Origin of the sequence: Halorussus ruber (assembly GCF_004765785.1) — an archaeon.
Classification (GTDB): domain Archaea; phylum Halobacteriota; class Halobacteria; order Halobacteriales; family Haladaptataceae; genus Halorussus; species Halorussus ruber.
Window position 1 is genome coordinate 94,614 of record NZ_SBIT01000001.1, and the last position, 23,533, is coordinate 118,146.

General features: G+C 64.4%; 26 protein-coding genes, 2 tRNA genes and 1 pseudogene. 17 read left to right on the forward strand and 12 right to left on the reverse strand.

Features of this window, described 5'->3' with window-relative positions; translation table 11 throughout:
• Window positions 1–12 precede the first annotated feature (12 nt).
• Both EPL01_RS05005 and EPL01_RS05010 read left to right on the forward strand, forming a co-directional pair.
• The gene (locus EPL01_RS05005) at window positions 13–765 is read left to right on the forward strand and encodes a hypothetical protein (RefSeq protein WP_135824164.1); all 753 of its coding nucleotides are present in this window, start codon (window positions 13–15) and stop codon (window positions 763–765) included.
• Between the two features lie 94 nt (window positions 766–859).
• On the forward strand, window positions 860–1,264 hold the full coding sequence (locus EPL01_RS05010) for a DUF5830 family protein (RefSeq protein ID WP_135824165.1): 405 nt from the start codon (window positions 860–862) through the stop codon (window positions 1,262–1,264).
• A gap of 3 nt (window positions 1,265–1,267) precedes the next feature.
• On the opposite strand, the gene EPL01_RS05015 is transcribed toward EPL01_RS05010, so the two are convergent.
• Window positions 1,268–2,563 carry a DUF7115 domain-containing protein gene (locus tag EPL01_RS05015; protein WP_135824166.1) on the reverse strand — a complete coding sequence of 432 codons (1,296 nt, stop codon included), beginning with the start codon at window positions 2,561–2,563 and terminating at the stop codon, window positions 1,268–1,270.
• A 145-nt stretch (window positions 2,564–2,708) separates the two neighbouring features.
• Between EPL01_RS05015 and EPL01_RS05020 the strand changes: the two genes are divergently transcribed.
• Window positions 2,709–2,858, forward strand: a tRNA-Met gene (locus EPL01_RS05020).
• Window positions 2,859–2,963: 105 nt separating this feature from the next.
• Here the strand turns inward: EPL01_RS05020 and EPL01_RS21475 are convergent.
• From EPL01_RS21475 to EPL01_RS05035, 4 genes are all read right to left on the reverse strand, one after another.
• Window positions 2,964–3,110, reverse strand: coding sequence for a hypothetical protein (locus EPL01_RS21475; RefSeq protein ID WP_168215815.1), 147 nt, complete (start codon window positions 3,108–3,110; stop codon window positions 2,964–2,966).
• A gap of 2 nt (window positions 3,111–3,112) precedes the next feature.
• Window positions 3,113–3,433, reverse strand: coding sequence for a DUF7344 domain-containing protein (locus EPL01_RS05025; RefSeq protein WP_135824167.1), 321 nt, complete (start codon window positions 3,431–3,433; stop codon window positions 3,113–3,115).
• A 181-nt stretch (window positions 3,434–3,614) separates the two neighbouring features.
• Window positions 3,615–4,802 (reverse strand): M24 family metallopeptidase, encoded by a 1,188-nt coding sequence (locus EPL01_RS05030; protein ID WP_135824168.1) that lies wholly within the window; start codon window positions 4,800–4,802, stop codon window positions 3,615–3,617.
• A gap of 57 nt (window positions 4,803–4,859) precedes the next feature.
• Window positions 4,860–5,120 carry a hypothetical protein gene (locus EPL01_RS05035; RefSeq protein ID WP_135824169.1) on the reverse strand — a complete coding sequence of 87 codons (261 nt, stop codon included), beginning with the start codon at window positions 5,118–5,120 and terminating at the stop codon, window positions 4,860–4,862.
• Between the two features lie 297 nt (window positions 5,121–5,417).
• Here EPL01_RS05035 and EPL01_RS05045 point away from each other — a divergent pair.
• Window positions 5,418–6,648 (forward strand): annotated as a pseudogene (locus EPL01_RS05045) (RNA-guided endonuclease TnpB family protein).
• 355 nt (window positions 6,649–7,003) lie between these two features.
• Complete coding sequence (locus EPL01_RS05050; protein ID WP_135824171.1) at window positions 7,004–7,297, forward strand: DUF8028 family protein; 294 nt, start codon at window positions 7,004–7,006, stop codon at window positions 7,295–7,297.
• A 129-nt stretch (window positions 7,298–7,426) separates the two neighbouring features.
• On the opposite strand, the gene EPL01_RS05055 is transcribed toward EPL01_RS05050, so the two are convergent.
• From EPL01_RS05055 to EPL01_RS05065, 3 genes are all read right to left on the reverse strand, one after another.
• Window positions 7,427–7,657, reverse strand: a complete 231-nt coding sequence (locus EPL01_RS05055; protein WP_135824172.1) for a hypothetical protein — start codon at window positions 7,655–7,657, stop codon at window positions 7,427–7,429.
• 49 nt (window positions 7,658–7,706) lie between these two features.
• A complete protein-coding gene (locus EPL01_RS05060) occupies window positions 7,707–8,639 on the reverse strand; it encodes a DMT family transporter (RefSeq protein WP_135824173.1) in 933 nt (310 codons plus the stop codon).
• 279 nt (window positions 8,640–8,918) lie between these two features.
• Window positions 8,919–9,428 carry a CBS domain-containing protein gene (locus EPL01_RS05065; protein ID WP_135824174.1) on the reverse strand — a complete coding sequence of 170 codons (510 nt, stop codon included), beginning with the start codon at window positions 9,426–9,428 and terminating at the stop codon, window positions 8,919–8,921.
• A gap of 380 nt (window positions 9,429–9,808) precedes the next feature.
• Between EPL01_RS05065 and EPL01_RS05070 the strand changes: the two genes are divergently transcribed.
• Window positions 9,809–9,946, forward strand: coding sequence for a C2H2-type zinc finger protein (locus tag EPL01_RS05070; protein ID WP_135824175.1), 138 nt, complete (start codon window positions 9,809–9,811; stop codon window positions 9,944–9,946).
• Window positions 9,947–10,246: 300 nt separating this feature from the next.
• Here the strand turns inward: EPL01_RS05070 and EPL01_RS05075 are convergent, their stop codons facing one another.
• The gene (locus EPL01_RS05075; RefSeq protein ID WP_135824176.1) at window positions 10,247–10,897 is read right to left on the reverse strand and encodes a reverse transcriptase-like protein; all 651 of its coding nucleotides are present in this window, start codon (window positions 10,895–10,897) and stop codon (window positions 10,247–10,249) included.
• Window positions 10,898–11,028: 131 nt separating this feature from the next.
• Here EPL01_RS05075 and EPL01_RS05080 point away from each other — a divergent pair, with 131 nt between their 5' ends.
• The 9 genes from EPL01_RS05080 (at window position 11,029) to EPL01_RS05120 (ending at window position 20,380) form a co-directional block, all read left to right on the forward strand.
• On the forward strand, window positions 11,029–12,669 hold the full coding sequence (locus EPL01_RS05080; RefSeq protein ID WP_168215816.1) for an ABC transporter substrate-binding protein: 1,641 nt from the start codon (window positions 11,029–11,031) through the stop codon (window positions 12,667–12,669).
• A gap of 38 nt (window positions 12,670–12,707) precedes the next feature.
• Complete coding sequence (locus EPL01_RS05085; protein ID WP_135824177.1) at window positions 12,708–13,694, forward strand: ABC transporter permease; 987 nt, start codon at window positions 12,708–12,710, stop codon at window positions 13,692–13,694.
• Window positions 13,694–14,710: an ABC transporter permease gene (locus tag EPL01_RS05090; RefSeq protein ID WP_135824178.1), complete on the forward strand. Its 1,017-nt coding sequence runs from the start codon at window positions 13,694–13,696 to the stop codon at window positions 14,708–14,710. Before EPL01_RS05085 ends, EPL01_RS05090 begins: the two co-directional genes overlap by 1 nt.
• On the forward strand, window positions 14,710–15,975 hold the full coding sequence (locus EPL01_RS05095; protein ID WP_135824179.1) for an ABC transporter ATP-binding protein: 1,266 nt from the start codon (window positions 14,710–14,712) through the stop codon (window positions 15,973–15,975). The genes EPL01_RS05090 and EPL01_RS05095 overlap by 1 nt, the downstream gene beginning before the upstream one ends.
• Window positions 15,968–17,050: an ABC transporter ATP-binding protein gene (locus EPL01_RS05100; RefSeq protein WP_135824180.1), complete on the forward strand. Its 1,083-nt coding sequence runs from the start codon at window positions 15,968–15,970 to the stop codon at window positions 17,048–17,050. Before EPL01_RS05095 ends, EPL01_RS05100 begins: the two co-directional genes overlap by 8 nt.
• 178 nt (window positions 17,051–17,228) lie before the next feature.
• Window positions 17,229–17,630, forward strand: a complete 402-nt coding sequence (locus tag EPL01_RS05105) for a DUF7344 domain-containing protein (RefSeq protein WP_135824181.1) — start codon at window positions 17,229–17,231, stop codon at window positions 17,628–17,630.
• Window positions 17,631–17,719: 89 nt separating this feature from the next.
• The gene (locus tag EPL01_RS05110; protein ID WP_135824182.1) at window positions 17,720–18,268 is read left to right on the forward strand and encodes a peptidylprolyl isomerase; all 549 of its coding nucleotides are present in this window, start codon (window positions 17,720–17,722) and stop codon (window positions 18,266–18,268) included.
• A 412-nt stretch (window positions 18,269–18,680) separates the two neighbouring features.
• Window positions 18,681–18,763, forward strand: a tRNA-Leu gene (locus tag EPL01_RS05115).
• Between the two features lie 1,059 nt (window positions 18,764–19,822).
• Entirely contained in the window at window positions 19,823–20,380 is a 558-nt protein-coding gene (locus tag EPL01_RS05120; protein ID WP_135824183.1) for a DUF5813 family protein, read from the forward strand.
• 15 nt (window positions 20,381–20,395) lie between these two features.
• Here EPL01_RS05120 and EPL01_RS05125 read toward each other — a convergent pair whose 3' ends face one another.
• Both EPL01_RS05125 and EPL01_RS05130 read right to left on the reverse strand, forming a co-directional pair.
• Entirely contained in the window at window positions 20,396–20,626 is a 231-nt protein-coding gene (locus EPL01_RS05125) for an Lrp/AsnC family transcriptional regulator (RefSeq protein ID WP_135824184.1), read from the reverse strand.
• Between the two features lies 1 nt (window position 20,627).
• Window positions 20,628–21,323: a potassium channel family protein gene (locus EPL01_RS05130; RefSeq protein WP_135824185.1), complete on the reverse strand. Its 696-nt coding sequence runs from the start codon at window positions 21,321–21,323 to the stop codon at window positions 20,628–20,630.
• Window positions 21,324–21,405: 82 nt separating this feature from the next.
• On the opposite strand from EPL01_RS05130, the gene EPL01_RS05135 reads away from it, so the two are divergent.
• Complete coding sequence (locus EPL01_RS05135; RefSeq protein WP_135824186.1) at window positions 21,406–21,636, forward strand: Lrp/AsnC family transcriptional regulator; 231 nt, start codon at window positions 21,406–21,408, stop codon at window positions 21,634–21,636.
• Between the two features lie 48 nt (window positions 21,637–21,684).
• Here the strand turns inward: EPL01_RS05135 and EPL01_RS05140 are convergent, their stop codons facing one another.
• Window positions 21,685–22,749 carry a thiamine pyrophosphate-dependent dehydrogenase E1 component subunit alpha gene (locus EPL01_RS05140; protein WP_135824187.1) on the reverse strand — a complete coding sequence of 355 codons (1,065 nt, stop codon included), beginning with the start codon at window positions 22,747–22,749 and terminating at the stop codon, window positions 21,685–21,687.
• 99 nt (window positions 22,750–22,848) lie between these two features.
• Between EPL01_RS05140 and EPL01_RS05145 the strand changes: the two genes are divergently transcribed.
• Window positions 22,849–23,493 carry a helix-turn-helix domain-containing protein gene (locus EPL01_RS05145; RefSeq protein ID WP_135824188.1) on the forward strand — a complete coding sequence of 215 codons (645 nt, stop codon included), beginning with the start codon at window positions 22,849–22,851 and terminating at the stop codon, window positions 23,491–23,493.
• Window positions 23,494–23,533: the final 40 nt, after the last annotated feature.

Consider the following 23,533-nt stretch of genomic DNA (forward strand, 5'->3'; position numbering starts at 1 on the left):
TACCGTCCCCCAATGAAGCGATTGAAATCGGTACTACTGATACTCGCGGTCGTAACCGTTGCGTTCTCCGGCGTGACGACGGGGGTCATCCTCCAAGATGCTCCCGAAGCGGACGCCACATCGACCACCGCCACGGCTACAACCGCATCGACTACCGCCACGGCTACAACCGCATCGACTACCGCCACGACAGCCACCGCGGCCACGACGGCGACGACCACCGCGGCCGCGGCGTGCGACCCCTCGGATGACGGACCACAGCTGCGAGCGGCCCGGTTGTACACCCGAGACACCAACATCGCACCGGACGACCCCGGTCGCATCTCGGGTTCGATTGCCAGCGGCGTGGCGAACACGTGTCCGACGCAGGTCGAAATTACTCTCCACCTTCCCGATGGCGTCAGCGTCAGCGACGGTCAGACCACGTCGAGTTTCGTAGTCGAACCCGGCGAGGTTCAGGGATTCAGAACCGAGGTGTACAGCGACGACCTCGGCACCAAAACCGTGCGAGCGTCCATCACCTACTTCCCGGTCGGTCATCGGGACATGGCCAAGAAGAAAGACGACCTCGCGTTGCAGTTCGAGGTGAGCGAGGAAACGAACTCGAAAGCACTCGGCGATGATTCGACCGCGACGGAGACGAAGCAGGACCCCGATGGCGGCATCGGGATTCCCGGCTTCTCGGTGATTTCGGCGGTCGCTGGCCTTGCGCTCGCCGGACTTCTACTGGCAGGAAAGCAATATAGAGATGGCCAAAGAAATTAAATACATATTTTTTATAAATCCATAGTTATATATGGTTCCGACTCGACCGGCCCTCGCGCAACTTTTAATCTCGTCCGCGAGCGATTCGGAAGGGATGGCCGACGACCTAGGTGAGCAATCGGCGGAAGACGAGAAGAGGGGTCCGGACCCCGACCCCGTGGAACTCGGCGTCGAACTCCTCTCGAAGCTCGAACACCCCGAACTCACGGTCGCCGAGGCGGTCGACCGCATCGAGACCGTCACTACTCACCCCGCGACCACCCGCAAGATTCTGGACGAGGCCGAGAAGCGCGGCTACATCGAGCGCGAGGAGGGCATCATCAAGACGACCGGGGGCGGCTACGTCAGTTATCAGAGCGAAGTCGTCACCAAGGAGGGCGACTTCTCGTGTCGGCGGTGCGGCGCGAGCATCTCGACTGGCTACTTCATCAAACTCGACGCCGGAGAACACGGCGCGTTCGGCCCGGAGTGCATCCGGAAGGTCACGGGGCGGGACTGAGAACTACCGACCGCGGCTCAGTTCTTCGATGAGGGTTTCGAGGGTACGCTGTTGCTCGGCCAGCAGTTCGTTCTGGCGCTCGACGGCCTCGGTCAGCGCCGCCAACTGCTCGTCGGTGTCGTCGGCCTCCAGTTCCGAACTCGCGGGCTCGAAGCCCGAGTCGGCGAAGCCACCGTTCGCCTCCTCGGTGGCTCCGGCGTCCTCGGTGGTCCCGGCGGTGGCTTTGCCCGCCCGCGCGGAGTCGTCGGTCAGGTTCGGGTCGCCCGCCTCGTCACGCTCGTCGCGCTCGTCACGCTCGGCAGATTCGGCAGTTGCTCGTGCGTTGCCTGCGCTAGTGCTGGCAGTCGCGCCTGCATCGTCGCTGACGCTCGCGTCTGCACCGGAATCCGTGCCTGTGCTCGCATCTGCATCTGCGCTCGCCGCCGCGGCCTTCGCCGCCGCGTCGCTGGCCTCCTCGGCGCTGACCGACCCGTCGCCGCCGACCGACCCGTCGGCGCGCTCGCCGGTCGTCACGCTGTCGTCGTCCTCGACGATTGCGCCGTCGTCGTCGAGTTCCGGCGGATTGGCGTCGATGGGGTCCACGCCGCCCGCCAGCGGGTCGTTCTCGCTGGCCTCGCTCTCGGCGTCGGACTCGCCCTCCGCCTCGCCGGACTCCTCGGGTTCGGCGTGCTGGCTGGCGAACTCCTCGTAGGAACTCACGTCGTGGTGGGCCAACAGCGCGCGCTCGATTCGCTCGCGGACCTCGCGGGTCTGGTCGCTCGGGGTCTTGATGCGCTGGGGCCGACCGTCGGTTTCGAGGATGATCTGGGACGAGACGTTGCCCTCCTCGACGTCGAGGGCGGTCACGTCGTCGAAGTGGAACTCCTCGTAGTCCTCGTCCCAGACCGCCGCGCCGACGTGCTTGACGACGCGCTCGCTGGTGATGACCAGCGTGAGTTCGCTGAACTGGTAGGTCTGCTTGACCGTCTCGTCGGGACCGGTCACGTCGGCGGCGTTCAACACGCCAGCCAGCACGGGGTGAAGGGCCTCGTAGAGGCGATTGGAGGGAATCTTGAACTTCTCGGTGCCCTCGATGCCGTAGTCGAGCTTGATGGCCGACTTGCGCCGCCCTTCCGAAATCTCGATGCGCTCCGCCTCGTGGGGGTACTCCTCGACGGATTCGTCGCTCAGGAGTCCGTCCGCGCGATAGATGAGAGTTCGAGTTCGAGTCACGTAGAGGCCGTCCTCGCCGCCGAGCGAGACCTGCGCCGCGACCTGTTCGCCGTCTAGCCGGGACTGTACGATGCCGGGAACGCTCATGCTCAGGTATGTTTATCCCCCCTGCTTAAATCCGCCGGGTGCGCAGCGCGACGAATCTCTCCCACGAAAATTCCCCATGCGTCTCGGTGACGAATCGCCGGAAGATGAGAACTTTAAAGAGTAGCACCCACCTACTCGAAATCGAGCCCGGGTGGCTTAGCTGGACATAGCGCCGCACTCATAGGGTTACTGAGATTCGGTGCTCAGGCCTTGGAAGCCTCCCATGCCCGAGAGGCCCGCCGAGCCTCGTACCTGGGTCATGCGGAGATCGAGGGTTCGGAGCCCTCCCCGGGCACTTTTCCCCGAAATTCTTGTCGAACAGAGCCGTCTCTCCGACGTGACCTCGACTTTAGCAAGGTTCTAACCCGGAAAACGAGAACCGTCGAGCTGCGAGTGCGACTCAGTCGCTTCTCGCCGCGGCCAGCGGTTCGTAGGACGCCGCACCGCAGTTCGGACACGTCTGCATGACCGGCGCAATCCCGTCGTCGGTGTCGCGGCCGACTCTGGTCTCACGACACTCCGTGCATTGGAGTCTGTGGACGACCATCGTCAGACCCGGGCGAACACTCCGTCGCCGTCGACGAAGTTGGCGAGTTCGCTGGCGGCCTCGTCGAGTCGGTTCGTCGGCGCGACCGTCTCCTCGTCGTAGACGACCCAGCCCTCTTTGGCCAGCCGGGGGAGGTGGTTGTGGTGGAGCGAGATGCGAATCCGACGACGGACCTCCTCGGCGGCCTGGTCGTCGTCAGTCTCGGCCGTCGCCAGCGTCTCGGTCAACTGGTCGCGCTCGACCGACCCCGACTCGTGGAGGACCGCGACGAGCGTTCGGCGCACGGAGCTACTCAGTAGGTCGAAAGTCGCTTTTCGGTTCATGGATTCGGAGTTCGGTGTCGAGGGCATGGCTTTCGATTCGTCGGTGCGGGGGTGCCCGCATCTATCGAGTCACCACTCAGCAGGACATCGTAAACGCCCCCGTCGCTCCCGACAGTTTCGACCGTTCCGCCAGTCTCGGAAATCAAGAAGTATCCGTCTCGCTATCCCCGACTCGGACGGCTCAATCCGCGAGTGTCAGCAGCTCTTTTTGGGGTTCGGTAAGCCACTCGGTCCCGCTCTCGGTCACTAGCACCATCTCCTCCAGACCGAGGTACCCCCACTCAGTCGCCGCACCCAACTCCATCGTGTAAATCTCGCCCGCGCGAATCTCGCCTTCGGGCGCTGATCCGTACCGGTCCCATCGAGGTCCGAGCAGAGTGCCGCCGTCGTGGGCGTTCCGCCCGACTTGATGGCCGAAGGCGTGCTGGTACTCCGGCCAGCCGCGACCGGTTAGCTCCTCGCGCGCGGCCGAATCGACTTCGTAACCCTGCACGCCCGGCGCGATTTGCTCTCGCCCCGCCTCGATGGCGGCCCGGACGTCCGCGAACGCCTCGCGTAGCTCCTCGGGCGGTTCGGGATTCTCCTCCGACGGTCGGTAGAACAGTCGCTGCATGTCGGCGCTGTAACCGTCCTGCGTCACGCCGAAGTCGATGTGCAGGACCTCGCCCGCCGGAAGCGTCAGGTCGCCCGGCAGGGTGTGGCCGACTTCGCTCTCACCGCCCGCGTGGACCGTCGGACAGTAGTCCCAACTCCACGCGCTCCCGAGGTCCCTGTCGTCCATCCGGGCGTGAAGCCAGTCGGAGACGTCGGCTTCGGTCCAGTCGGGGTCCCACCGGTCGGTCATGTCGTCGAGGAGGACCTCGGTGGTCTCGACCGCCTGCCGAACGCGGTCGCGCTCGGTGGCGGATTTGACCCCCCGGACTGCCGAAACTACGCCCTCGGCGCTCGTCAGCGCGTCCTCGTAGTCCGTTCCTTCGAGGAGGTCCCGCAGTCGGAGGTACATGCCGTGAGTCAGACCGTCGGCGGTGTTGTCGTCCCGCGAGTAGTTGACCGCGATCTCCTCGGGGTCGAGTTCGCCGAGCAGGTCGAGCAGTGGCTCCTCCAGCGACTCGTCGTAGGGGTGGACCTCGTGAGGCAGTTCGCGGGCGTTCGGCGCGTCGTGGCGGCCGATGACGACCGCCGACCGGCCCTCTTTCGAGACCAGAATTGCGGTCGGCCACACCACGTCGAACCCGAGCAGGAAGGGTAGACACGGCTCCGGAATTTCGGTCGTCTCCCGGCAGAAGGTGAGCCAGCAGTCTACGTCCTGTTCGGCCAGCACGTCGGCGGCCTGTTCGGTCTTCTCGGCGACGAGGTCGCTATCAGGCATGGTACGTCACTGCGTACCGGTTCACAGGAGGACTCAAAGAACGTTCCGGCAGTCGCCTCAGTGGCCGTCTTCGTCGAGGTCCGAGGCCTCGACCCCACCATCGAGATACCGTCTGCCGAGTGGGCTGATGGTGTAGATGTCGCTTCCGAGGTGTTCGACCAGTCCGTGGGCCGCCAGCGTTCGACAGCGCGCCGCGACCTCCTCGCGGGCGAGAGGCATCTGTTCGGTGATGGTGTTGAACGTGTCCTTGCGCTCGGCGCGGAGCAAGGCGAGCAAGTGGTCGTCCTCGGGTCGCATCCAGTCCGCCTGCTCGCTCATACGACTAGCTCGTTCGCTCGGCCTCTTCATAGAGACGGTAGTGAGGATACCCCGTCGTTTACGGCGGAGAAGAATCGCGTTCGCTCAGTCACTCGGTTCGGGTTCTGGGTGGCTATCTGTCCTCCACTCCTGAATCTTACCTTTGCTTCTTGTCGCACGAGCCCGGGCCACGTTAGCCGGTGTGCGTCTTTCACCGTGTTCAATCGTTCGTCCTCGTCTTCGCTGACGTCGAGATTCTGGTTCGTGCATAGTGTATGTATCGTCACTTTTACCTAGATTGTGTTCTATTGGTTGGTTGTGGCCGCGACTGTCACGAAAACGCTGGAAGCCACGCTCGCGCCACCGACAGCGCACAAAGAGCGACGGCTTCAACGAACCGTGGCGACGTATCGTCGCGCCCTCGAAGATGCCTTCGAGAGCGGCGCAGACACCCAGACAGCGGTCAACGACGTGGTGACGCCATACACGCTCACGTCCTACGCCAAGGATGTGCTCAAATCCTACGTCCCGCAACTCCGCCGGACGTACAACGCCGGAGACATCGAAGACGACCACCCAGTTCGGTTCACGAACCGAGGCTGGCGACTCGACCACTCCGAGGACCGCGCACGAGTTCTGCTGGCGCGTCCCGCAGGCGGGGCGTGGTAACGCCTTCTGGATTCCGCTCCGCATCAATCCCGCCCAACGCGAGTTGTGGGGCGACCTCCTCGACGGCGACGTGTCGGTCGGCGAGTTCCGACTGCAAGAACACCGCACGACGTGGGTGTTGCACGTCACCGTCGAGTATGCGGTCGCGGACCCAGACGTACCGGACGACCCGACGCCGGTCGGGTTCGACATCGGTGAGGCCAATCTCCTGACGGGCTGTGCCCTTCAGGACGATACTCCGACCCAACCCATGCTGTTCGACGGTGGACGCGCCCGACACCTCCGCAAGGAGATGTTCACGACCCTCCGCCGTCTGCAAGAACGTGACGCCGACTGGCGGATTGACGAGCGGTTCGACTACTACCAGAACGCTTTGACGGACATCGTGGAGACGGCGACTCGACAGGCGGTCGAGTACGCCCAACGCTTCGAGAACCCGGTTATCGTTCTCGAAGACCTGTCGTACATCCGTGAGTCGATGGACTACGGCAAATACATGAACCGGCGTCTGCATTCGTGGGCGTTTGCTCGACTCGCTGGTCGAATCGAGGACAAGGCCCGCGAGGAGGGTATCCCGGTTCGGTTCGTCAATCCGGCGTACACGAGTCAGACCTGCCACGAGTGCGGGCACGTCGGTCAGCGGAACACCCAAGCGACGTTTCGCTGCCCGAACGACGACTGTTGGGTGTCGGAGTATCACGGAGACATCAACGCGAGTGTGAACATCGCTACGCGCTTCGACCGGTGGGGAGAGAGGTGTGCGCTGAAACCGGACACCGATGACTCGCCTCGGGATGGGAGTGCTTGTGACAGCACCACAGGACACCGCACGCCGAGTCCGAAACCCGGACAGATGACGCGTGCGGAACCGTCGTCCTGAAACCTCCAGCGCGAGGCCGTCCTTGTAGGAGGCCCCGCCCTTCAGGGCGGGTGAGGATGTCACCCTTTGCGAGGGCTCGACGCCGAGCGTAACCTCGACGTTGTCGCGGGCTATCGGCCCACAGGCAAGGCCTGATTACCGAGAGCGCCTCCGAGTATGGCGGCATTTCTCATGTCGGATTAGGCGAGAGAAAAACGCTTAGAGCCGGTTTTAAATTTTATGAACGGTTTAGAGCCTGTTTTGAAAGGTGTTTCTTCACACATCGTTGGCGGTGAACGGTTCTGAAATCGCGCTAACGCTCGGCCCGTTATATGACCCCTGCCGTGTAACGAACGAGTGAGGTCGAGACGTCCCCATGAGCGAATCTTCCCTCCAAAACGAAAACGGCTCCATCACCTCCCCCGCGGACGCCGGCGAGGCGACCGCTGGGCGAACCAAACTGGCCGCGATGTACGACCGCTACCAAGAACACGCCCTCACGACGCCCTTCGAGGTCGTGGGCTTCTGGTCGGCGATCGCGCTGCCCTTCCTCTACCTGCCGCTCCTGCTCTCGGGCATCTCCACGCAGGGCGAGTTGCTGACCTTCATCGGCCTGCTCGCGCTGAACGTCGCGGCCCTCCTCGCAGGTCACGGCCACAAGAGCGAGTAACGCTTCGGCCCTCCGCCACGTTCGGACCGCTGTTCGGCCGCCCTCCTGCTGTTCCGCCCTCCCGCTGCTCCGACGCGGTCCCGCATCCTCGCCGCCCCGATTTCGGCCTTTCCGTTTCGGCTTCTCGTCCTATCGCTCGTCCAGATACCGCGGCACCAACAGCGTCAATCCCGCCAGCGAAACCGCTGGATGCGACAGCGTCTCGACGCCGAAAAAGTAGAGCGCGCTGTTCACGGCGACGACCGCCAGTCCGACGACGAAGAGCGCGGTCGCGGCCCGCGACAAGTGGCTCTGCGAGGAGGCTCCCGATTGGTCCCGCTCGGGCGCGAACCCCGGAAACTCGTTGCCCCGTTCGGTCATTGCTCCGTGGTGTTCGGCCGGAGGCTAAAGTCCTTGTGGAGTCACGGCGCTACTGGCGCGAGACGACGGACCGAAGTTTAGGGAGTTCGCGGGCCAGCGCCTCGCGTTTCACCAGACAGAACCCGGCGAAGATGACGAGAAAGCCCGCGACCGTGGTGAGGTCGATGACCTCGTTCAGGAACCACCACCCCGAGAGCGCGGCGAAAATCGGCGCGACGTAGGAGACGAGGTTGATTTCGATGGGACCGAGACGCTCCAGCAGGTCGAAGTAGACCAGAAAGCCGAGTGCGCTCGCGGCGATGGAGAGGTACGCCATCGCCCAGACGGCCTCGGGGGTCCACTGCACCGCGGCGAAGGATTCGCTCGGTCGGGCGACGCTCACGGCGTGCATCAGCAGCGCGCCCAGAAGCATCGACCACGCTTCCATCGTCTCGATGGGAAGTTGGGCCTCGATGCGCCGGGTCAGGACACTCCCCAACGCGAACGACGCCGCGGCCGCGAAGACCAGCAGTTCGCCGACGACGCCCGAGGTCAGGAGGTTGTTCGGGTCCGGGTCGCTCAGGACGACGACGCCGACCAGTCCCAACAGCAACCCGGCGATTCCCGCGGGAGTCAGACGCTCGCTGGGGAGGAGCGCCCGAGCGAACCCGGTGGTCAGGACTGGGTTGAGGCTGACGACGACCGCGGCGACGGCGCTGGTGACGCCCGCGTACCCCTCGCCGACGAAGAGGAGAGCGTGGTAGGCGGCGATCATCAGGCTTCCGCCGACCAGCACCAGCGACCACTCGCCGCGGGTCCGGGGTCGCCACCGGTCGGTGGCGTAGACGGCGTAGGCCAGCATCAGCACGCCCGCGATGTCGTAGCGAATCGCGGCGAAGAGGACCGGCGGGAAGTAGGCGAGTCCGGCCTTGATGGCCATGAACGCCGACCCCCAGACCGCGGCCAGCGCGACGAACAGCGCGAAGTCCCGGTATCTGCTCACGTTCAAACTGGCCCTCCCCGGAGGGTCAACGTTTCGATGGGTGCCAGCGTTTGCCGGTTGCGAGAAATGAAGTTGTCCTCCGGCGCGGAGAGCGTCGAATATCCCACTCAGCGACCGCCGGGAGACAACCCGCGTCTTCCGAGCCATTGCCTCGCTCCGCTCAGCAAGACTCCGCTCACGTGACCGCGATCGGGCGGGAGTTTTCTAAAACGTCACCACCCAATTCTGGGTAGTTGTCTCCGCCGAAGAAGCGACGCTCGAGAAGCTAACGTCGCTTGACTACAACCCGACCTCTCCCTTCCGACGCTCGTCCCGAACCGCGCGAAGCACGTCTTGGCGGGCCACGATGCCCAGCAGTTTCCCGTCGTCGTCCACGACCGGCAGGCGGTTGATGTCCCGTTCGTCGTCGGCCAGCAAGTCGAGGAGGCGGTCGAAGTCGTCGTCGGGGCGGACCGTCACCACGTCGTCGGTCATGACGGTGCTGACGGGCTTGCCGGCGTGTTTCAGCAGGTCGAGTTCCCTGTCGAGGTCGTCCCACGAGAGGTCGATGGCGTATTCGAGCGTCTCGAGGAAGGGCGGGAGGCCGACCGGAATCCAGAGGGTGCGGTCGCTCGGCTGGAAGATGTGAACGAGGTCGTGTTGGGTCACGATACCCACGACTCGGTCGTCGTCGTCCACGACCGGGAAGCCGTTGAAGTCCGCGCTCCCGAGGCGCGTCAGGACCTCGCTTATCTCGTCGTCGCGGTGGACCGTCTCTACGTCGGTCGTCATCAGGTCGCGTGCGTTCATGGTCGATACCGAGGAGTCGCCGGTCCGTATCGTTTCCGGTTGCGCGACTGAGACGGGTTTCGGCGGCTATCGGTGCGTCTCTCGTCCGTCGCTCCGCGACCGCTGGCGTCGGCCGGTCGCTGCAGCGCACTCCCTAAAGACAACTATACATTTCTTAAGGGACTAAAGTCCTATTCTTAGCACGTGTATAAATTGCTCTAGTCCGAACCTCGAACGTGCGAGGGTTGAAATACGAGGACGGGACCAACCCGTGGCGTGCCTCCTCGACGGACCCACGAGTCGGCGACCACCTGTCCCGCGCTACTCGTGAGTGTCCTCGCCGCACTGAGCCAGCGCCTCCTCGGGCAAACCTTACCCTTGCTCCGGTCGTCTCTTGGGCTATGGGCGAACACGAGGAGTCAGAGCGAGGCGGTTCGGAGATGGAACAGCAGGAGTACGTCTGCGAAGCCTGCGGCGAACCGTTCGATTCCGAGGAGGAACTTCGCAAGCACATGCGCGCCGTGGGCTTGGTCGAGTAGCCCGGTTTCTCCTCGCTCGGGAGCGGGGTCGAACTGGCCGCGCGAGCGGCCGCCGGAGTGGCTACAGAAACCCCCGCCGCCAGATTGGAATCGGCGAACGTCAGCCCTGTCGAGCGTCGGCCATCGACGGCCGAGTGGCGACGCTCGCCGGTGGCTCTCGACACGCCGGCGGGGGGGCTCCCCCCCCCCCCCGGGGGGGGCCCCCCGCGGCGGGGGGGCCCCCCGACCCCGTGGACGGAGAGCCGTACCGCGGGAACCGGATAGCCGCGGCTCCGTCCGGAATCGGCCGCTCGGAGTCGGTCAGTCGCTGGCTCGCGAGTCGCTGGCCCGCCGGTCGGCCCGCGACGGCGGCGGAATTTGGGATTCGCTGGACTCCGGGCACTCGGGGAGGAGACACCGGTCGGTCTGGCGATTGACGTGGGCGTACTCCTCGGGAGCGTTGGCCAGCGCGTGGGCCGGGTTCTGGTCGCTTTCGAGGACCGCCGCGCGGACCTCGCCGAATCGGCAGACTCGAGCGCGAATTCCTCGCCAGTGGTTGCGCCCCTCCGGCGGAACCGTGAGTTTCCGCGGGGGCGTGTGGTCGGTCCGGCGGGTCGCCAGCGTCGCGCTGTTGACGTTCGCGGCGAGGTCGTCGTGGTCAACGAGGACGCCGACGTGGGACCCCGGTGGTGCGCGCGCCGCCAGTACGTCGAGTCCGAGGTGGAGCGCCCGATACTCGGCGATGTTGTTGTCCGCGACCGAGTCGTCGGGGACCGAGAGGCGCGCGACCTGCTCGCCGTCTCGCGTTTCGATGATAGCGCCCAGTCCACCCTCGTCGCTGTCGAGGTTGTACGAACCGTCGGTGGCGACGTAGAAATCGCGGTGATGCGTCCGCGGCGGGTGAGCGATGTGCGGCGTGGGCGATTCGTCGAACAATGCCCGGAGCGGGGAGGAACGGCCGTGAACGGCCATATATCACGTATCGTTTCCCGACAACTTAAACTTACGGCCCAGAACCGCTGACAGGTCATACGAACCCGGAGACCGGCGAATGGTGTGGTTCACCACAGCATATTTATGCCCCAGTAGATGTTGTACTGGATATGGCGCACGACGAAGGCGCGTCTCGACGGACGTTCCTCAAAGCGGCAGGTACTGCAGCGGCGACCGCATCGGTCGCAGGGTGTACCGGCGGTGGCGGCGGCCAGCAGACGACGACTGGCACCGAAACCACGACGACCGAGGCGGAGACCGAAACCGAGACGACCGAGAGCGGCGACGCTTCGGGCGAGTTCCCCGTCACGATTACGCAGGGGCAGATGCCGACCACGCTCGACCCCCAGAACCACCGGTCGACTCCGACCGACAACGTGGTCTTGCACGCCTACGAGGGCTTGCTGGGCCGCGACCAGAAGGGGAAAATCGTCCAAAAACTGGCGACGGGCTACGAGCGACAGGAGCCGGGCCGGGTTCGGTTCCAGATTCGGGAGGGCGTCACCTTCCACAACGGCGACCAACTCACTCCCGAGGACGTGGCGTTCAGTATCAACCGCATCGTCAAGCAGGACGTGAGCATTGCCAGCCCGCAGGCCGACCAACTCGCGGGGGTCACGGGAGCGGAGGTGGTAGACGGCCAGCGAGCGGTCGACGTGATGTCCGACGGCGTCAACCCCATCGTGTTCTCGCTGTTCGCCACCTACTGTGACATCATGCAGAAGTCGTGGGTCGAAGGGCGCTCGAAGTCCGAAATCGCCCAGCAGATGAACGGGACCGGCCCCTTCAAGCTCGAGGAGTACCAGTCGAACGTGAAAGTCGAGTTCTCGCGCTACGAGGACTACTGGCGCGAACCCGCAGCGGTCACGTCGCTGACCTTCCGCGCGGCGAAAGAGTCCAGCACTCGCGTGAACCAACTGCTGGAGGGCGAGAGCGACGTCATCGTCAACGTCCCGCCCCAAGCGATTTCGCGGGTCAAGAACAACGGAAGCACCCGAATCAGCGCGGCACCGAGTACGCGCATCATCTACAACGCGATGAAGTACAACGTCGAGCCGTTCTCCAGTCCGAAGTTCCGGCGGGCGATGAACCACGCGGTGAACCTCGAAAGCATCATCGAGAACGTGCTGTCGGGATTCGCGGACCCGACCGGCCAACCCACGCTCGAAGGCTTCTTCGGGTACAACTCCGACGTGAACCCGTTCCCGCACAACAAGTCGAAGGCCGAGCAGTTGGTCGAGGAGAGCGGCCACGCCGGAGCCTCCATCACGCTCCACACGCCGGTCGGCCGGTACCTGAAGGACGTGGAAATCGCCCAAGCGGTCGCCAACCAGATCGACCAGCTCTCGAACGTCTCGTGTTCGGTCAAACAGCGCGAGTTCGCGACGCTGGCGGGCGAACTCACCGACGGCAACCTCGAAACCAGTCCGGACTTCTACCTCATCGGCTGGGGGAACGCGACGTTCGACGCGAGTCAGACCATCATCCCGTTGCTGACGACCGACGGGGCGCTCAGCTCCTACAGCAACGAGCAGGTCGACCAGCAGATGAATCAGGCCCAGAGTCAGGCGGACGAGAGTCAGCGCGACCAGACGCTTCAGCAAGTCAACAAGACGCTCCACGACCAAGCGCCTTGGATTTACCTCAATCGACAGTACAGCGTCTACGGCGTGCAAAACCGCGTCAAGTGGCAGGCCCGCCGCGACGAGCGCATCGACGCCTACGCGATGGAACCCGCCGAAGGTCAGTAACACCGACCCATGTTTTCGCCTCGATGGAGTGATGGCTGATGTCGATGGGACGATTCCTGCTCAAGCGTAGCGTCCAAGGCGTGTTCGTCGTCTGGGGTGTCGTGACCGCGGTGTTCGCCCTGCGGTACGTCACGCCGGGCAACCCGATTACGTTCGTCGCGCCGCTGGACGCCGGACAGGAGTTGCGTGAGCAAATTGCCCGCGAGTTGGGTCTGAACAGACCGTTCTACGTCCAGTACTTCGACTACCTCGTCAGCCTGTTACAGGGCGACATGGGGTATTCGTACATTCAGGGAATCGAGGCCAGCAAGCTGATTTTCGCCCGCCTCCCGGCCACTGTCGAGTTGGCGGTCGCCGCCAGCGTCGTGGCGGTGGTCCTCTCGATTCCGCTGGGCGTCGTCTCGGCGACGCGGCGACACGAACCCGCCGACTACGCCGCGACGAGTTTCTCGCTGGTCGGCATCTCGACGCCGAACTTCTGGCTGGGCATCATGCTCGTGCTGGTGCTGTCGGTCCAGTTCGGCCTCTTCCCGACGAGTCGTCGCGGTATCGGTCTGGCCCCCGCAATCGGGATGCTCGTGACCCAGTTCGACTTCTCGGGACTGGTGAACTGGCTCGCGCACATCACGCTCCCGGCCATCACGCTGGGCACCTACTTCACTGCGCTCATCACTCGACTGACCCGGAGCGGGATGCTGGACGAACTCGGCAAGCCATACGTCCGGGCCTCTCGGGCGAAGGGCCTGCCCGAGACGCTGGTCCGGTACAAGCACGCGCTCCGCAACACCCTGATTCCGGTCATCACGGTGCTGGGACTCCAACTCGGCACCCTCATCGGCGGCGCGGTCATCACCGAGGCCGTCTTCGCGTGGCCGGGACTGGGCACCCTGCTCATCGACGCCATCAACGCCCGCGACTGGCCGCTGATTCAGGGGTCGCTCATCGTCATCGGGACCGGGTTCGTCCTCATCAACATCTTCGTGGACGCGCTGTACGCCTACATCAATCCGCAGGTGGTTCACTAATGTTTTCACCGAGAACGCTCCGGAATCTCCGGAAGGAACTCCGACAGAGCGCGCTGGCCAAAATCGGCATCGTCGTCGTCGTGGTCGTCGTGCTGGTCGCAATCTTCGCACCGTTACTCGCGCCGCACAACCCGACCAACCAGACCCTCGACGACTCGCAACTCCCGCCGCTTGGCTTCAGCAAGACCACGACCGAAACCAGTTCCGAAATCGTCAACGGATCTGTCGAAGTCGTCAACGAGACCGTCACCGTCTCGGCGAAACCAAAATATCCCCTCGGCACCGACGCGCTCGGCCGGGACATGCTCTCGCGGGTCATCTACGGCGCGCGGACCTCCCTGCTGGTCGGCCTGTTCGGCACGGTTATCGCCGCGACGGTCGGAGTCGCGGTCGGACTGGTCGCGGGCTACTACGGCGGGAAGGTAGACGACGCGCTGATGCGGAGCGCCGACATCATGCTCGCCTTCCCGTCGCTGGTGCTGGCGGTCGCACTCGTCGGCCTGTTCGGTCGGGCGGTGGTCAGGCTCCCCGACCCGCTCGTGCAGGCCGGTATCGCGCCGAACATGCCCGAGACGTTCGCCTTACCGGGGACGGTCATCATCGTCGTCGGACTGGTCAACTGGGTCTGGTTCGCTCGCGTCGCTCGCGGCGAGGCCCTGTCCATCAACGGCGAGGAGTACGTCAAGGCGGCGCGCTCGGTCGGCGCGGACGACGGGTTCATCATCCGCAAGCACGTCCTGCCCAACAGCGTGACGCCGATTCTCGTGCTGGCGACCATCCAAATCGCGGCCATCATCCTGCTCGAATCGGCCCTCTCGTTCCTCGGATTCTCGGGGACCAGCCTCTCGTGGGGCTTCGACATCGCGCAGGGACGCGACTACCTCTCGTCGTCGTGGTGGATTTCGACCGTGCCGGGACTGGCAATCGTGCTGACGGTCATCGGCATCAACCTCGTCGGCGACTGGCTTCGTGACGCCTTGGACCCCGGTATCGAGGGCGAGGGAGGTGGCGTCTGATGGCCGACGAACTCCTGCGCGTTCGGGACCTCTCGACGCGCTTCTTCACCGAGGAGGGCCAGATCAACGCGGTCGAGTCGGTGGACTTCGACGTGCGCGACGGCGAGGTCTTCGGCATCGTCGGCGAGTCGGGGTCAGGCAAGAGCGTGACCGCGCTGTCGGTCATCGACCTCGTGGAGTCGCCCGGTCGCATCACCAGCGGCGAGGTCTGGTATCGCAACCCCGACCTCGCCGACGAGGTGCGCGACGACGACCCCGAGGCGGTGGACGGCGACTACGTGGACGTGCGCCAAGTGCCCGAGAACGTCCGGCGCGCGCTCCGCGGGCCGTCGTTCGCCACCATCTTCCAAGACCCGATGAGTAGCCTCAACCCCTCGATTACGGTCGGCGAGCAGATCGCCGAGGCGGTCGAGGTCCAGCGCCGGGCGCGGTCGAATCCGCGCTCGACTCGGTCTCGGACGCAGGGCTTCGGCCTGACCGACATGCTGGCGAGTACCGTCCTTCCGGGCCACAACTACGTCAGCGACGAGAGCAAGGAGCGAGCCATCGAACTCCTCGAACAGGTGGGGATTCCCGACCCCGCCGACCGCGCCGACGAGTACCCCCACCAGTTCTCGGGCGGGATGCTCCAGCGCGCGATGATAGCCCAAGCCTTGGCGGGCGAACCGGATCTTCTCATCGCCGACGAACCGACCACCGCGCTCGACGTGACGATTCAGGCCCAGATTCTCGACCTCCTGCGGGACTTGCAGGAGGAGACGGGCATGAGCATCGTGATGATTACTCACAACCTCGGCGTCATCGCCAGGATGTGCGACCGCGTCGGGGTGATGTACGCCGGGGAAATCGTCGAGCGCGGCGAGTTGGAAGACGTGTTCGACCACCCGGTCCACCCCTACACGCAGGGCTTGCTGGGGTCGATTCCGGACTTGGACGACCCCGCGCCCCGCCTGCAACCCATCGAGGGTAACGTGCCGGACCTCATCGACTCGGAGATGGACGACCGGTGTTACTTCGCCGACCGGTGTCCGAAGGCGATGGAGGAGTGCCTGAGCCATCCTCCCGAGTTCGATGTGGAGACCGGCGAACCCCGAGACGAGAAGACCGCGGCGGGCGAACACGGCGTCCGGTGCGTCCTCGCCCAACAGGAGTTCGACCCCTCGCGGGCGCTCCCCGAGGACTACTTCGAGAGCGACGCTCGGCGGACCTCGGAGGGGGCGCGCGATGCTGCCGCCGAGGACGAGGAGGTGAGCGCGGATGACTGACCCGCTCGTTCGCGTCGAGGACTTGGAGAAGTACTACTACGAGCGGGACAACTTCACCGACCGACTCCTCGGCAGAGAACCCGAGAGCGTGCAGGCCGTCGACGGCGTGAGCTTCGAGGTCAAGGAAGGCGAGACGCTCGGGCTGGTCGGCGAGTCCGGGTGCGGCAAGTCCACCACGGGCGAGACCCTGCTCCACCTGCGAGAACCGACCGGGGGCGCGGTCCATTTCGACGACCAGAACGTCTTCGAGATGGACGACCTGACCGAGTTCCGAAAGCGCGCGCAGGTCGTCTTTCAGGACCCCTTCTCCAGTCTCGACCCGCGGATGACGGCGGGCGAAATCGTGCGCGAACCCCTCGACGTTCACGAAATCGGCACGAAGGCCGAGCGCCGCGAGCGCGTCGCGGAACTCATGGAGCGCGTTGGCCTGTCGGCCGGACAGGTTGACCGCTACCCTCACGAGTTCTCGGGCGGCCAGCGCCAGCGCATCGGCATCGCTCGGGCCTTGGCGCTCGAACCGGACTTCGTCGTGTGCGACGAACCGGTCTCGGCGCTGGACGTGTCGGTGCAGGCCCAGATTCTGAACCTCTTGGAGGACTTGCAGGAGGAGTTCGGCCTGACGTACCTGTTCATCGCCCACGACCTGAGCGTCGTTCGGCACATCTCCGACCGCGTGGCGGTGATGTATCTCGGCGAAATCGTGGAGGTCGGCCCCGTCGAGGAGATATTCGAGAACCCCGGCCATCCCTACACCGAGGCCCTGCTGGAGAGCGTCCCGCGGGCCGACACCAGCGAACACGGTCGGCAGGTCGAGACGCTCTCGGGCGACGTGCCATCGCCGCGGGACCCGCCGTCGGGATGTCGGTTCCACACTCGGTGTCCCTACGCCCGGGAGGTCTGCGCCCAAGAGGACCCCGACGAGTACGAAGTCGAACGCGACGACGCGGCGGGCCACCGCGCGGCCTGCTTCCGGCGAGTCGAAGACCACGAGTACTGGTCGAGTCCGACGCTCGAAGCCGACCAGCAGGCGGCGGCTGGTGAGACGACAGCCGACGAGACGGCGGCCGACGACTGAGGCGCTTTCCTCCTCGTTTTCGGGAGTCTCAGGGTTTCGGCATGAATTGTCGGGCAGTACCCTTTTCTCCGGGAAGGTGGTTTTTGTTGCACGGAGTGACGCTCGGCGCGCGCCTCGACGGGGGTGGTTGGGACGCCGCCACAGGCGCGGTTCGTACTGCGAGCGTCCCACACTACACATGAGTAAGGAAGAGAACGGAGAAACCGTCTCCACGCCACACGTCTCCGAGAAGGACGTACTGCCAGTCAGAAGCGAGAGCGAATCGCTCGACCCGGTGTTCCGGGCGCTCTCGGACCACCGGCGGCGATGCGTCTGTCACTACCTCGCGCAGGCGGAAGACCTGCTTTCGGTGGACGAACTCGCGGAGTTGCTCGCGGCGTCGATGACCGAGAAGACCCGCGCGGTGCTGACCTCCGCCGAAATCGAGAAGACGCGGACCGAACTCCACCGAATCCACCTGCCGAAGCTGACCGAGGCGGGTATCGTGGAACACGACGACGAACAGGGAGTCGTCCGCCTCGCCGAGTCGCCGGGCATCGCCGACACCCTGCAAGCCGCCGCGAGCGTCGATTTGCAGTAGACACGCTTTTTTCGCGCAGACGACGCTGCGAGAGCGCCCCGTTAGTCGCGTCCGGCACCGTTATCTGTCTATGGTCCGTCCACGGAACTATGGCAGACGACCTGACTGCGACGCTTCACACGACGCACGGCGAGATAGAAGTACAGCTCTTCGACGAGCGCGCCCCGCGAACGGTCGAGAACTTCGTCAATCTGGCGAAGCACGACCCCGCCGCGAACGACGACCCCGCGCCGGACACCACGACGTGGAAAGACCCCGAGACCGGCGAGGTCCGCGGCGACTCGCTGTACAGCGACGTGCCCTTCCACCGCATCATCGCGGACTTCATGATTCAGGGCGGCGACCCGACCGGCACCGGCCGCGGCGGCCCCGGTTACGAGTTCGAAGACGAGTTCCACGACGAACTCCGCCACGACGACGCTGGCATCCTCTCGATGGCCAACAGCGGTCCCGACACCAACGGCTCGCAGTTCTTCATCACCCTCGACGCCCAGCCGCACCTCGACGACCGCCACGCGGTCTTCGGCAAGGTCGTAGACGGCATGGACGTGGTCGAGGAGATCGGCTCGGTCCCGACCGACCACAACGACAGCCCGAACGAGGAGGTCCTCCTCGAGCGGGTCGAGATTCACGAATAGAAGCGCCGCTCGTTCTTTTTGGCACAGCCGTTTCCGGTTAGTCGGACTGGCAGTCACGGGGTAGGGGCGACTCCGGTGCCACCAGCGAGGCGACGGAGTCGCCGAGACGACACTGCTGACTGACTCGCCAGCTATCTGCCCATAACCACGCGAAGCGTCCGGGCAGGGTTCGTTGCGCGCTGGTATTTAAATACTCGTGACGGCGGACCGATTCTCCGACATGAATGCGCCGGGAGCGAAATCCCGCGGTAAAGAAATCATATTGTTATCTTAAAACAATAGAACAATGTCTAAAGCAATGTAAGGGTATGTAGTAAGTGGAAAATTACATATCGGATAGAACTCTACCACTTCCTTCCTCGTCCGAGCAGACCGAAACCCACTTCGGGGAGAGTCGTCAATCCACTCCTGCGCGAGGGTTGCCGAGCGGCCAAAGGCGGCGGGCTTAAGACCCGCTCTCGAAGGAGTCCATGGGTTCGAATCCCATCCCTCGCATACCACCTTTTTATTGCGAGCGCAGTCGCCGCTGGCGACTGCGCTCGATAAAAAGCTGGACCAAAAGCACGGCGTCACCCCCTCAGAAGCGCCGGAGGCGCTTCTTCGAGGGTTCCTTGGCCCGCTCGCTCACTCGCTTCGCTCGTTCGCTCGCGGTAGAAGTGCTGGTGCGTGACCGCCGACCGCACAGTACCGCCGACCGCACAGCACCGCAACCGCCAACCGCACAGCACCGCGACCGCTTCATGTGCTCGCCTTCTCAGCACGCCGTGAAAATCGGCTGAGCGTGCTACTCCCAACTCGTAACAGAGTTTATTTCTGGTCGGCGCTTTGCTGACTCGTCCACGTGCGGAAGCAGGCTTTACAGGTGGTGCGAGGCGAATGCCACGGGGCTTGACCCCGAGGCACTTCACAAATCGGTTCTCCTTTGTATCGCCCTTCCAGTTCCTCGACGGGCGTCCGGCAATTATAGCAGAGGAGGACCTCGTCGTGGTCATCCACAGTTCGCTCGTACTCTCGTGGCCTCGTTGACGGATTGTCGGGCGTTTCACCTCGCTTTAGGTCAGGAACTTTCGACCCCAGCGGCCCATCCCTGATTTTCTGGGTAATCACGTCGAACAAAGACCCCGCACGCGGTCGCCCTTTCTCCGCCTCTCCCGGTTTCGTGTCTCTGTCACGCATGAAAATCACTAACGCAGGCAGTCCTTGAGCATATATAAGCTGTAGATCGTTTACCATTCCACTTCGTTTCAACTGGTTGTTGTTTGTTCCGTGTTCACATATGCGATTTTCTCTTTGCGATTAGTTGTCATACCTCGGCGCGAATCAGCGACGTTCGCTTGCCAACTCCTTCCGGTGATTCTGGCGTATCTCCTCCCACACAGGTAGCGTTTCAATTCGCACGTACGAACTCGGAGAGTCGCGGAACGCGACGATACGGACATGACTTTGACGATACCCTCAGCATTTTAAACATCGCACGAATACGAGGACCCCACTACACGGTCGACCGTCTCCCAGTCGAAACCCACATTCCTCCGAATCCACTACCCAGAGCCAATGACCGACGAGTCCGTCGAACGCGCTTTCCGCGAGCATCCAGACTTCGAGCAGACCGACGACGACCAGTTCGAGACGCCCCAGAAACCGTTTCCGGGCGTCGTAACAGTCACCGAGGAGGACGCGACTGACACCGACCCGGACGAGGCCCGCCACTACGAGGTCGAGGTCCGAGCGCCCATGCTCGACGCCGTAGTCGAGGGCGAGGAGGTCGCCGAGGTGGTCGAAGACGGCTGGTTCGAGACCTTAGAGTTGCGACTCGAAGACGCCCACACCGTCACCAACGCCGATTCGGCCTCGCCGCCCGAAGTCGAGCGCGAGGGGTCGGGCGAGGACGCGGAGGTCGTCGTCACCGTCGAGTTCGACCGCGCCGACCCGGAGTACGCCGCCGAGGACGCGCTGGCGGTCGTGGAGTACGTCGAGGGGACGTGGGTGCAGGGCATCATCCCTGGCTACGACTACGGGGAGCCTGCGGCGAGTCTCCGCGAGCGCGCCAGACAGAATTACGACGAGGGGGGCGCGGGCGGCCGGGGTGGCCCCGGTGGCGCACCGATGTAGACTCGGACGACGGCGCTAATCCATAGCGATGTACGTCTGGGTGTCCTCGACGCCTCGGACGCCCTGAATCCCGTCGGCCGCGATTCCCTTCACGTCGGCGGGTGAGTCCACGTCCAACTTGGCGATGATGTCCACGTCGCCAGCGACGATGTGGGCGTCTATCACCCCGTCGAGGTCCATGATTGCGCTCTTGAGCCTGTCCGCCTCGCCCGTGTTCGCCTTGACCATGACGTATGCAGTAACCATGTTAGTTTTCTCCCGTCATCGCTTGTGCAGTCTCTCGGCTGGCGTCGCCCACCAGAATCTGTCGCACGTCCTCTAACACCTTGAAGTCGGCCAGCACCGCCAGTCGGTCGCCGACCTCCAGCGAGTCGTCCGGCAGGGGAATCCCCATCGCCTCGTCGGCCTTCCCGAAGGCGAGAATCCGCGAGTCGGCCGGAATCGAGAGTTCGCTGATGGAGTAGCCCTTGACCGGCGACTCGTCGGTGATGGTGAGCTCCACCACCTGCAAACTCTGGGCGATGTCGGCGATAGCCCGGACGTTGCCGCCCATCATGGCGTTCTTCGCGGCGATGGCTCCCAGACGCTCGGGGTAGACCACCTCGTCTACGTCGCTGGCGAACTTGCGGTAGATGTCCTCGCGGTAGTCCTCGTCGATGCGCAGGACGGTCCGACAGCCGTAGTGCTTGCCGACCATGCAGGCCGCGAAGTTGACGTTCAGGTCGCCGGTCAGCGCGCCGACCGCGTCGGCGGACTCCAAGTCCGCCTTCTTGAGCGCCTCCTCGCGGGCACCGTCGCCCTCGATGACCTCGAAGTCGTCGTTCCGGGCGCGCTCGACCTTGTTTGCGTCTGCCTCGACCAACGTGACCTCGTGGCCCTCCTCGCGGAGAACTCGGGCCGTGCGAAGCCCTACCCGACCCGAACCTATGATAACGAAACGCATGGTAACGCTTACGACGGGACGACTGAATAACTTTTCTCCGTCCCAAAGGTTTTTCTCGTATGGTACAGAATCCCATAGTGCGATGGTTCACGCTTTTATTATGGTAAAAACGGCCGCTGGACGCTCCGAGGACGTGATAGAATCGGTTCGAGAGCTGAATCACGTCTCGGAGGGCCACGTCGTCGCGGGCGAGTTCGACATCATCGTGGAGGCCGACGCCGACGAAGTCTACGAGGTACTCCACGCCGCCTCCTCGGACATCTCGGGGATAGACGGGGTCGCCGACACCAAGACCTACATGGCGCTCGACTGAATGGGAGACACACAGAACTGAGCGGGGGAACGGTAGAATCGACTTCGCTTAGTGGTCCAATTCCTGCACGTCGTTCTCGCCGAGGAACGAATCCAGCCACGCCTTCTGCTCTCGCAGGTTCGGGGGCAGGTCGGCGTAGACGCGGTCGAACACGTCGTGGGGGTCGCCGGGTTCGACCGACTCGGCGCGCTCGACCGCCTCGTCCAACTCGGCGTCAACCTCGTCCTCAACCTCGGCGACGAACTCGTCGTCCAGCACGTCCTGCTCGCGGAGGTACTCCTCGTAGCGTTCGAGGGGGTCGGCGGTCCGCCAGTCGGGCAACTCGCGGGCGGTCTCCTCGTACTGACTCGGGTCGTCGCTGGTCGTGTGGGCACCCTGCCGGTAGGTCAGACTCTCCACGAGGACCGGGTCGCCGTCCCGGGCCGAGTCGAGGGCCTCCGAGACGGTTTCGCGGACCGCGAGAGGGTCGTTGCCGTCGACCTGCACGCCCTCGAAGCCATAGGCCTCGGCCTTCTGGGCGATGGTGTCGGAGGCGGTCTGGCGGTGTCGAGGTAAACTAATCGCCCACTCGTTGTTCTCGCAGAAGAAGACCGTCGGCGCGTCGAAGACGCCCGCGAAGTTCAGCCCCTCGTGGAAGTCGCCCTCGCTGGTCGCGCCGTCGCCGAAGTAGCAGAGCGCGGCGTGATTCTCTTCGGCACCGCCGACCTCCTCGCGGTAGTTCATCGCCATCCCGGCCCCGGCGGCGTGGGGAATCTGCGTGGCGATGGGGACCGCCTGCGGGAAGTTGGGGACCTCGTGGCCCGAGTGGAACTCGGGGCGGCCCCGGCGGAAGAGGAGGATGTCGCTCATCGGCACGTCGCGGGCGATTTGCATGGCGTTCGACCGGTAGGTCGGGAAGAGCCAGTCGTCGTCGTCCATCGCCAGCGCGGCCCCGACCTGCGAACCCTCTTGGCCCTTGTAGGGCGGCCAACTGCTCATCCAGCCTCTGCGCTGGAGCGCCAGCGCTCGCTCGTCGAACGCCCGCGCTCGAACCATGTCCCGGTAGGTCGCTCGGGCCTCCTCGGGGGAGAACGGCGTCTCCGAGAGGTCACGCTCGCCGATGATGCGGTTCATGCGCCGCGATTTGTCCGCCCCTCGCATAGTGGTTCCGGAAAACCGTTGGCGGGGAACCACCCCAACAACCTTGGACGCGCGTGTCGAACCCCGAGTGTCATGAGCGTCATCGCGGAGCTGTCCGTGCCCGTCGAGGAGTTCCCGCTCGGTCGGGCACTCGACGCGACGCCGGACATGCAGGTCGAACTGGAGCGCATCGTCCCGACCGGCGGGAGTGCGCTCCCCTTCTTCTGGGTCTGGGGCGACGACGTGGACGCCTTCGTCGAGACGCTGCGCGAGAATCGCGGCATCGAGAGCGTCACGGTGTTAGACGAGGTCGAGGACGGCGCGCTCGTCAGGGCGGCGTGGAGCAACGAACCGGGCCTCATCGAGGGCATCCTCGAATCGAAAGCCACCCTGCTGGAGGTCCGGCGGCGCGACGGCGTCTGGCGGTTCCGACTCCGGTCGCCCGACCGGGAGGCCATCGTGGACCTCCAGCGCTACTGCGCCGACAACGACATCGACCTGCGACTCAACTGGATTCACACGCTGAGCGAAGTCGAGGCCGGTCAGCAGTACGGCCTGACCGACGACCAGCGAGAGACCATCCTCGTCGCCTTCGAGGCGGGGTACTTCGACGAGCCGCGTGAAATCACCGTAGAGGAACTCTCCGAGCAGTTCGACGTCTCTCCGCGGGCGGTCTCGAAGCGGATGCGGCGCGGACTCCGGAACCTCGTCGCCGTCACGCTCGTCCCCAAGAAGTGACCCCTACTTAAACCCCTTCGGTGACGAACCCCCGAGGGTA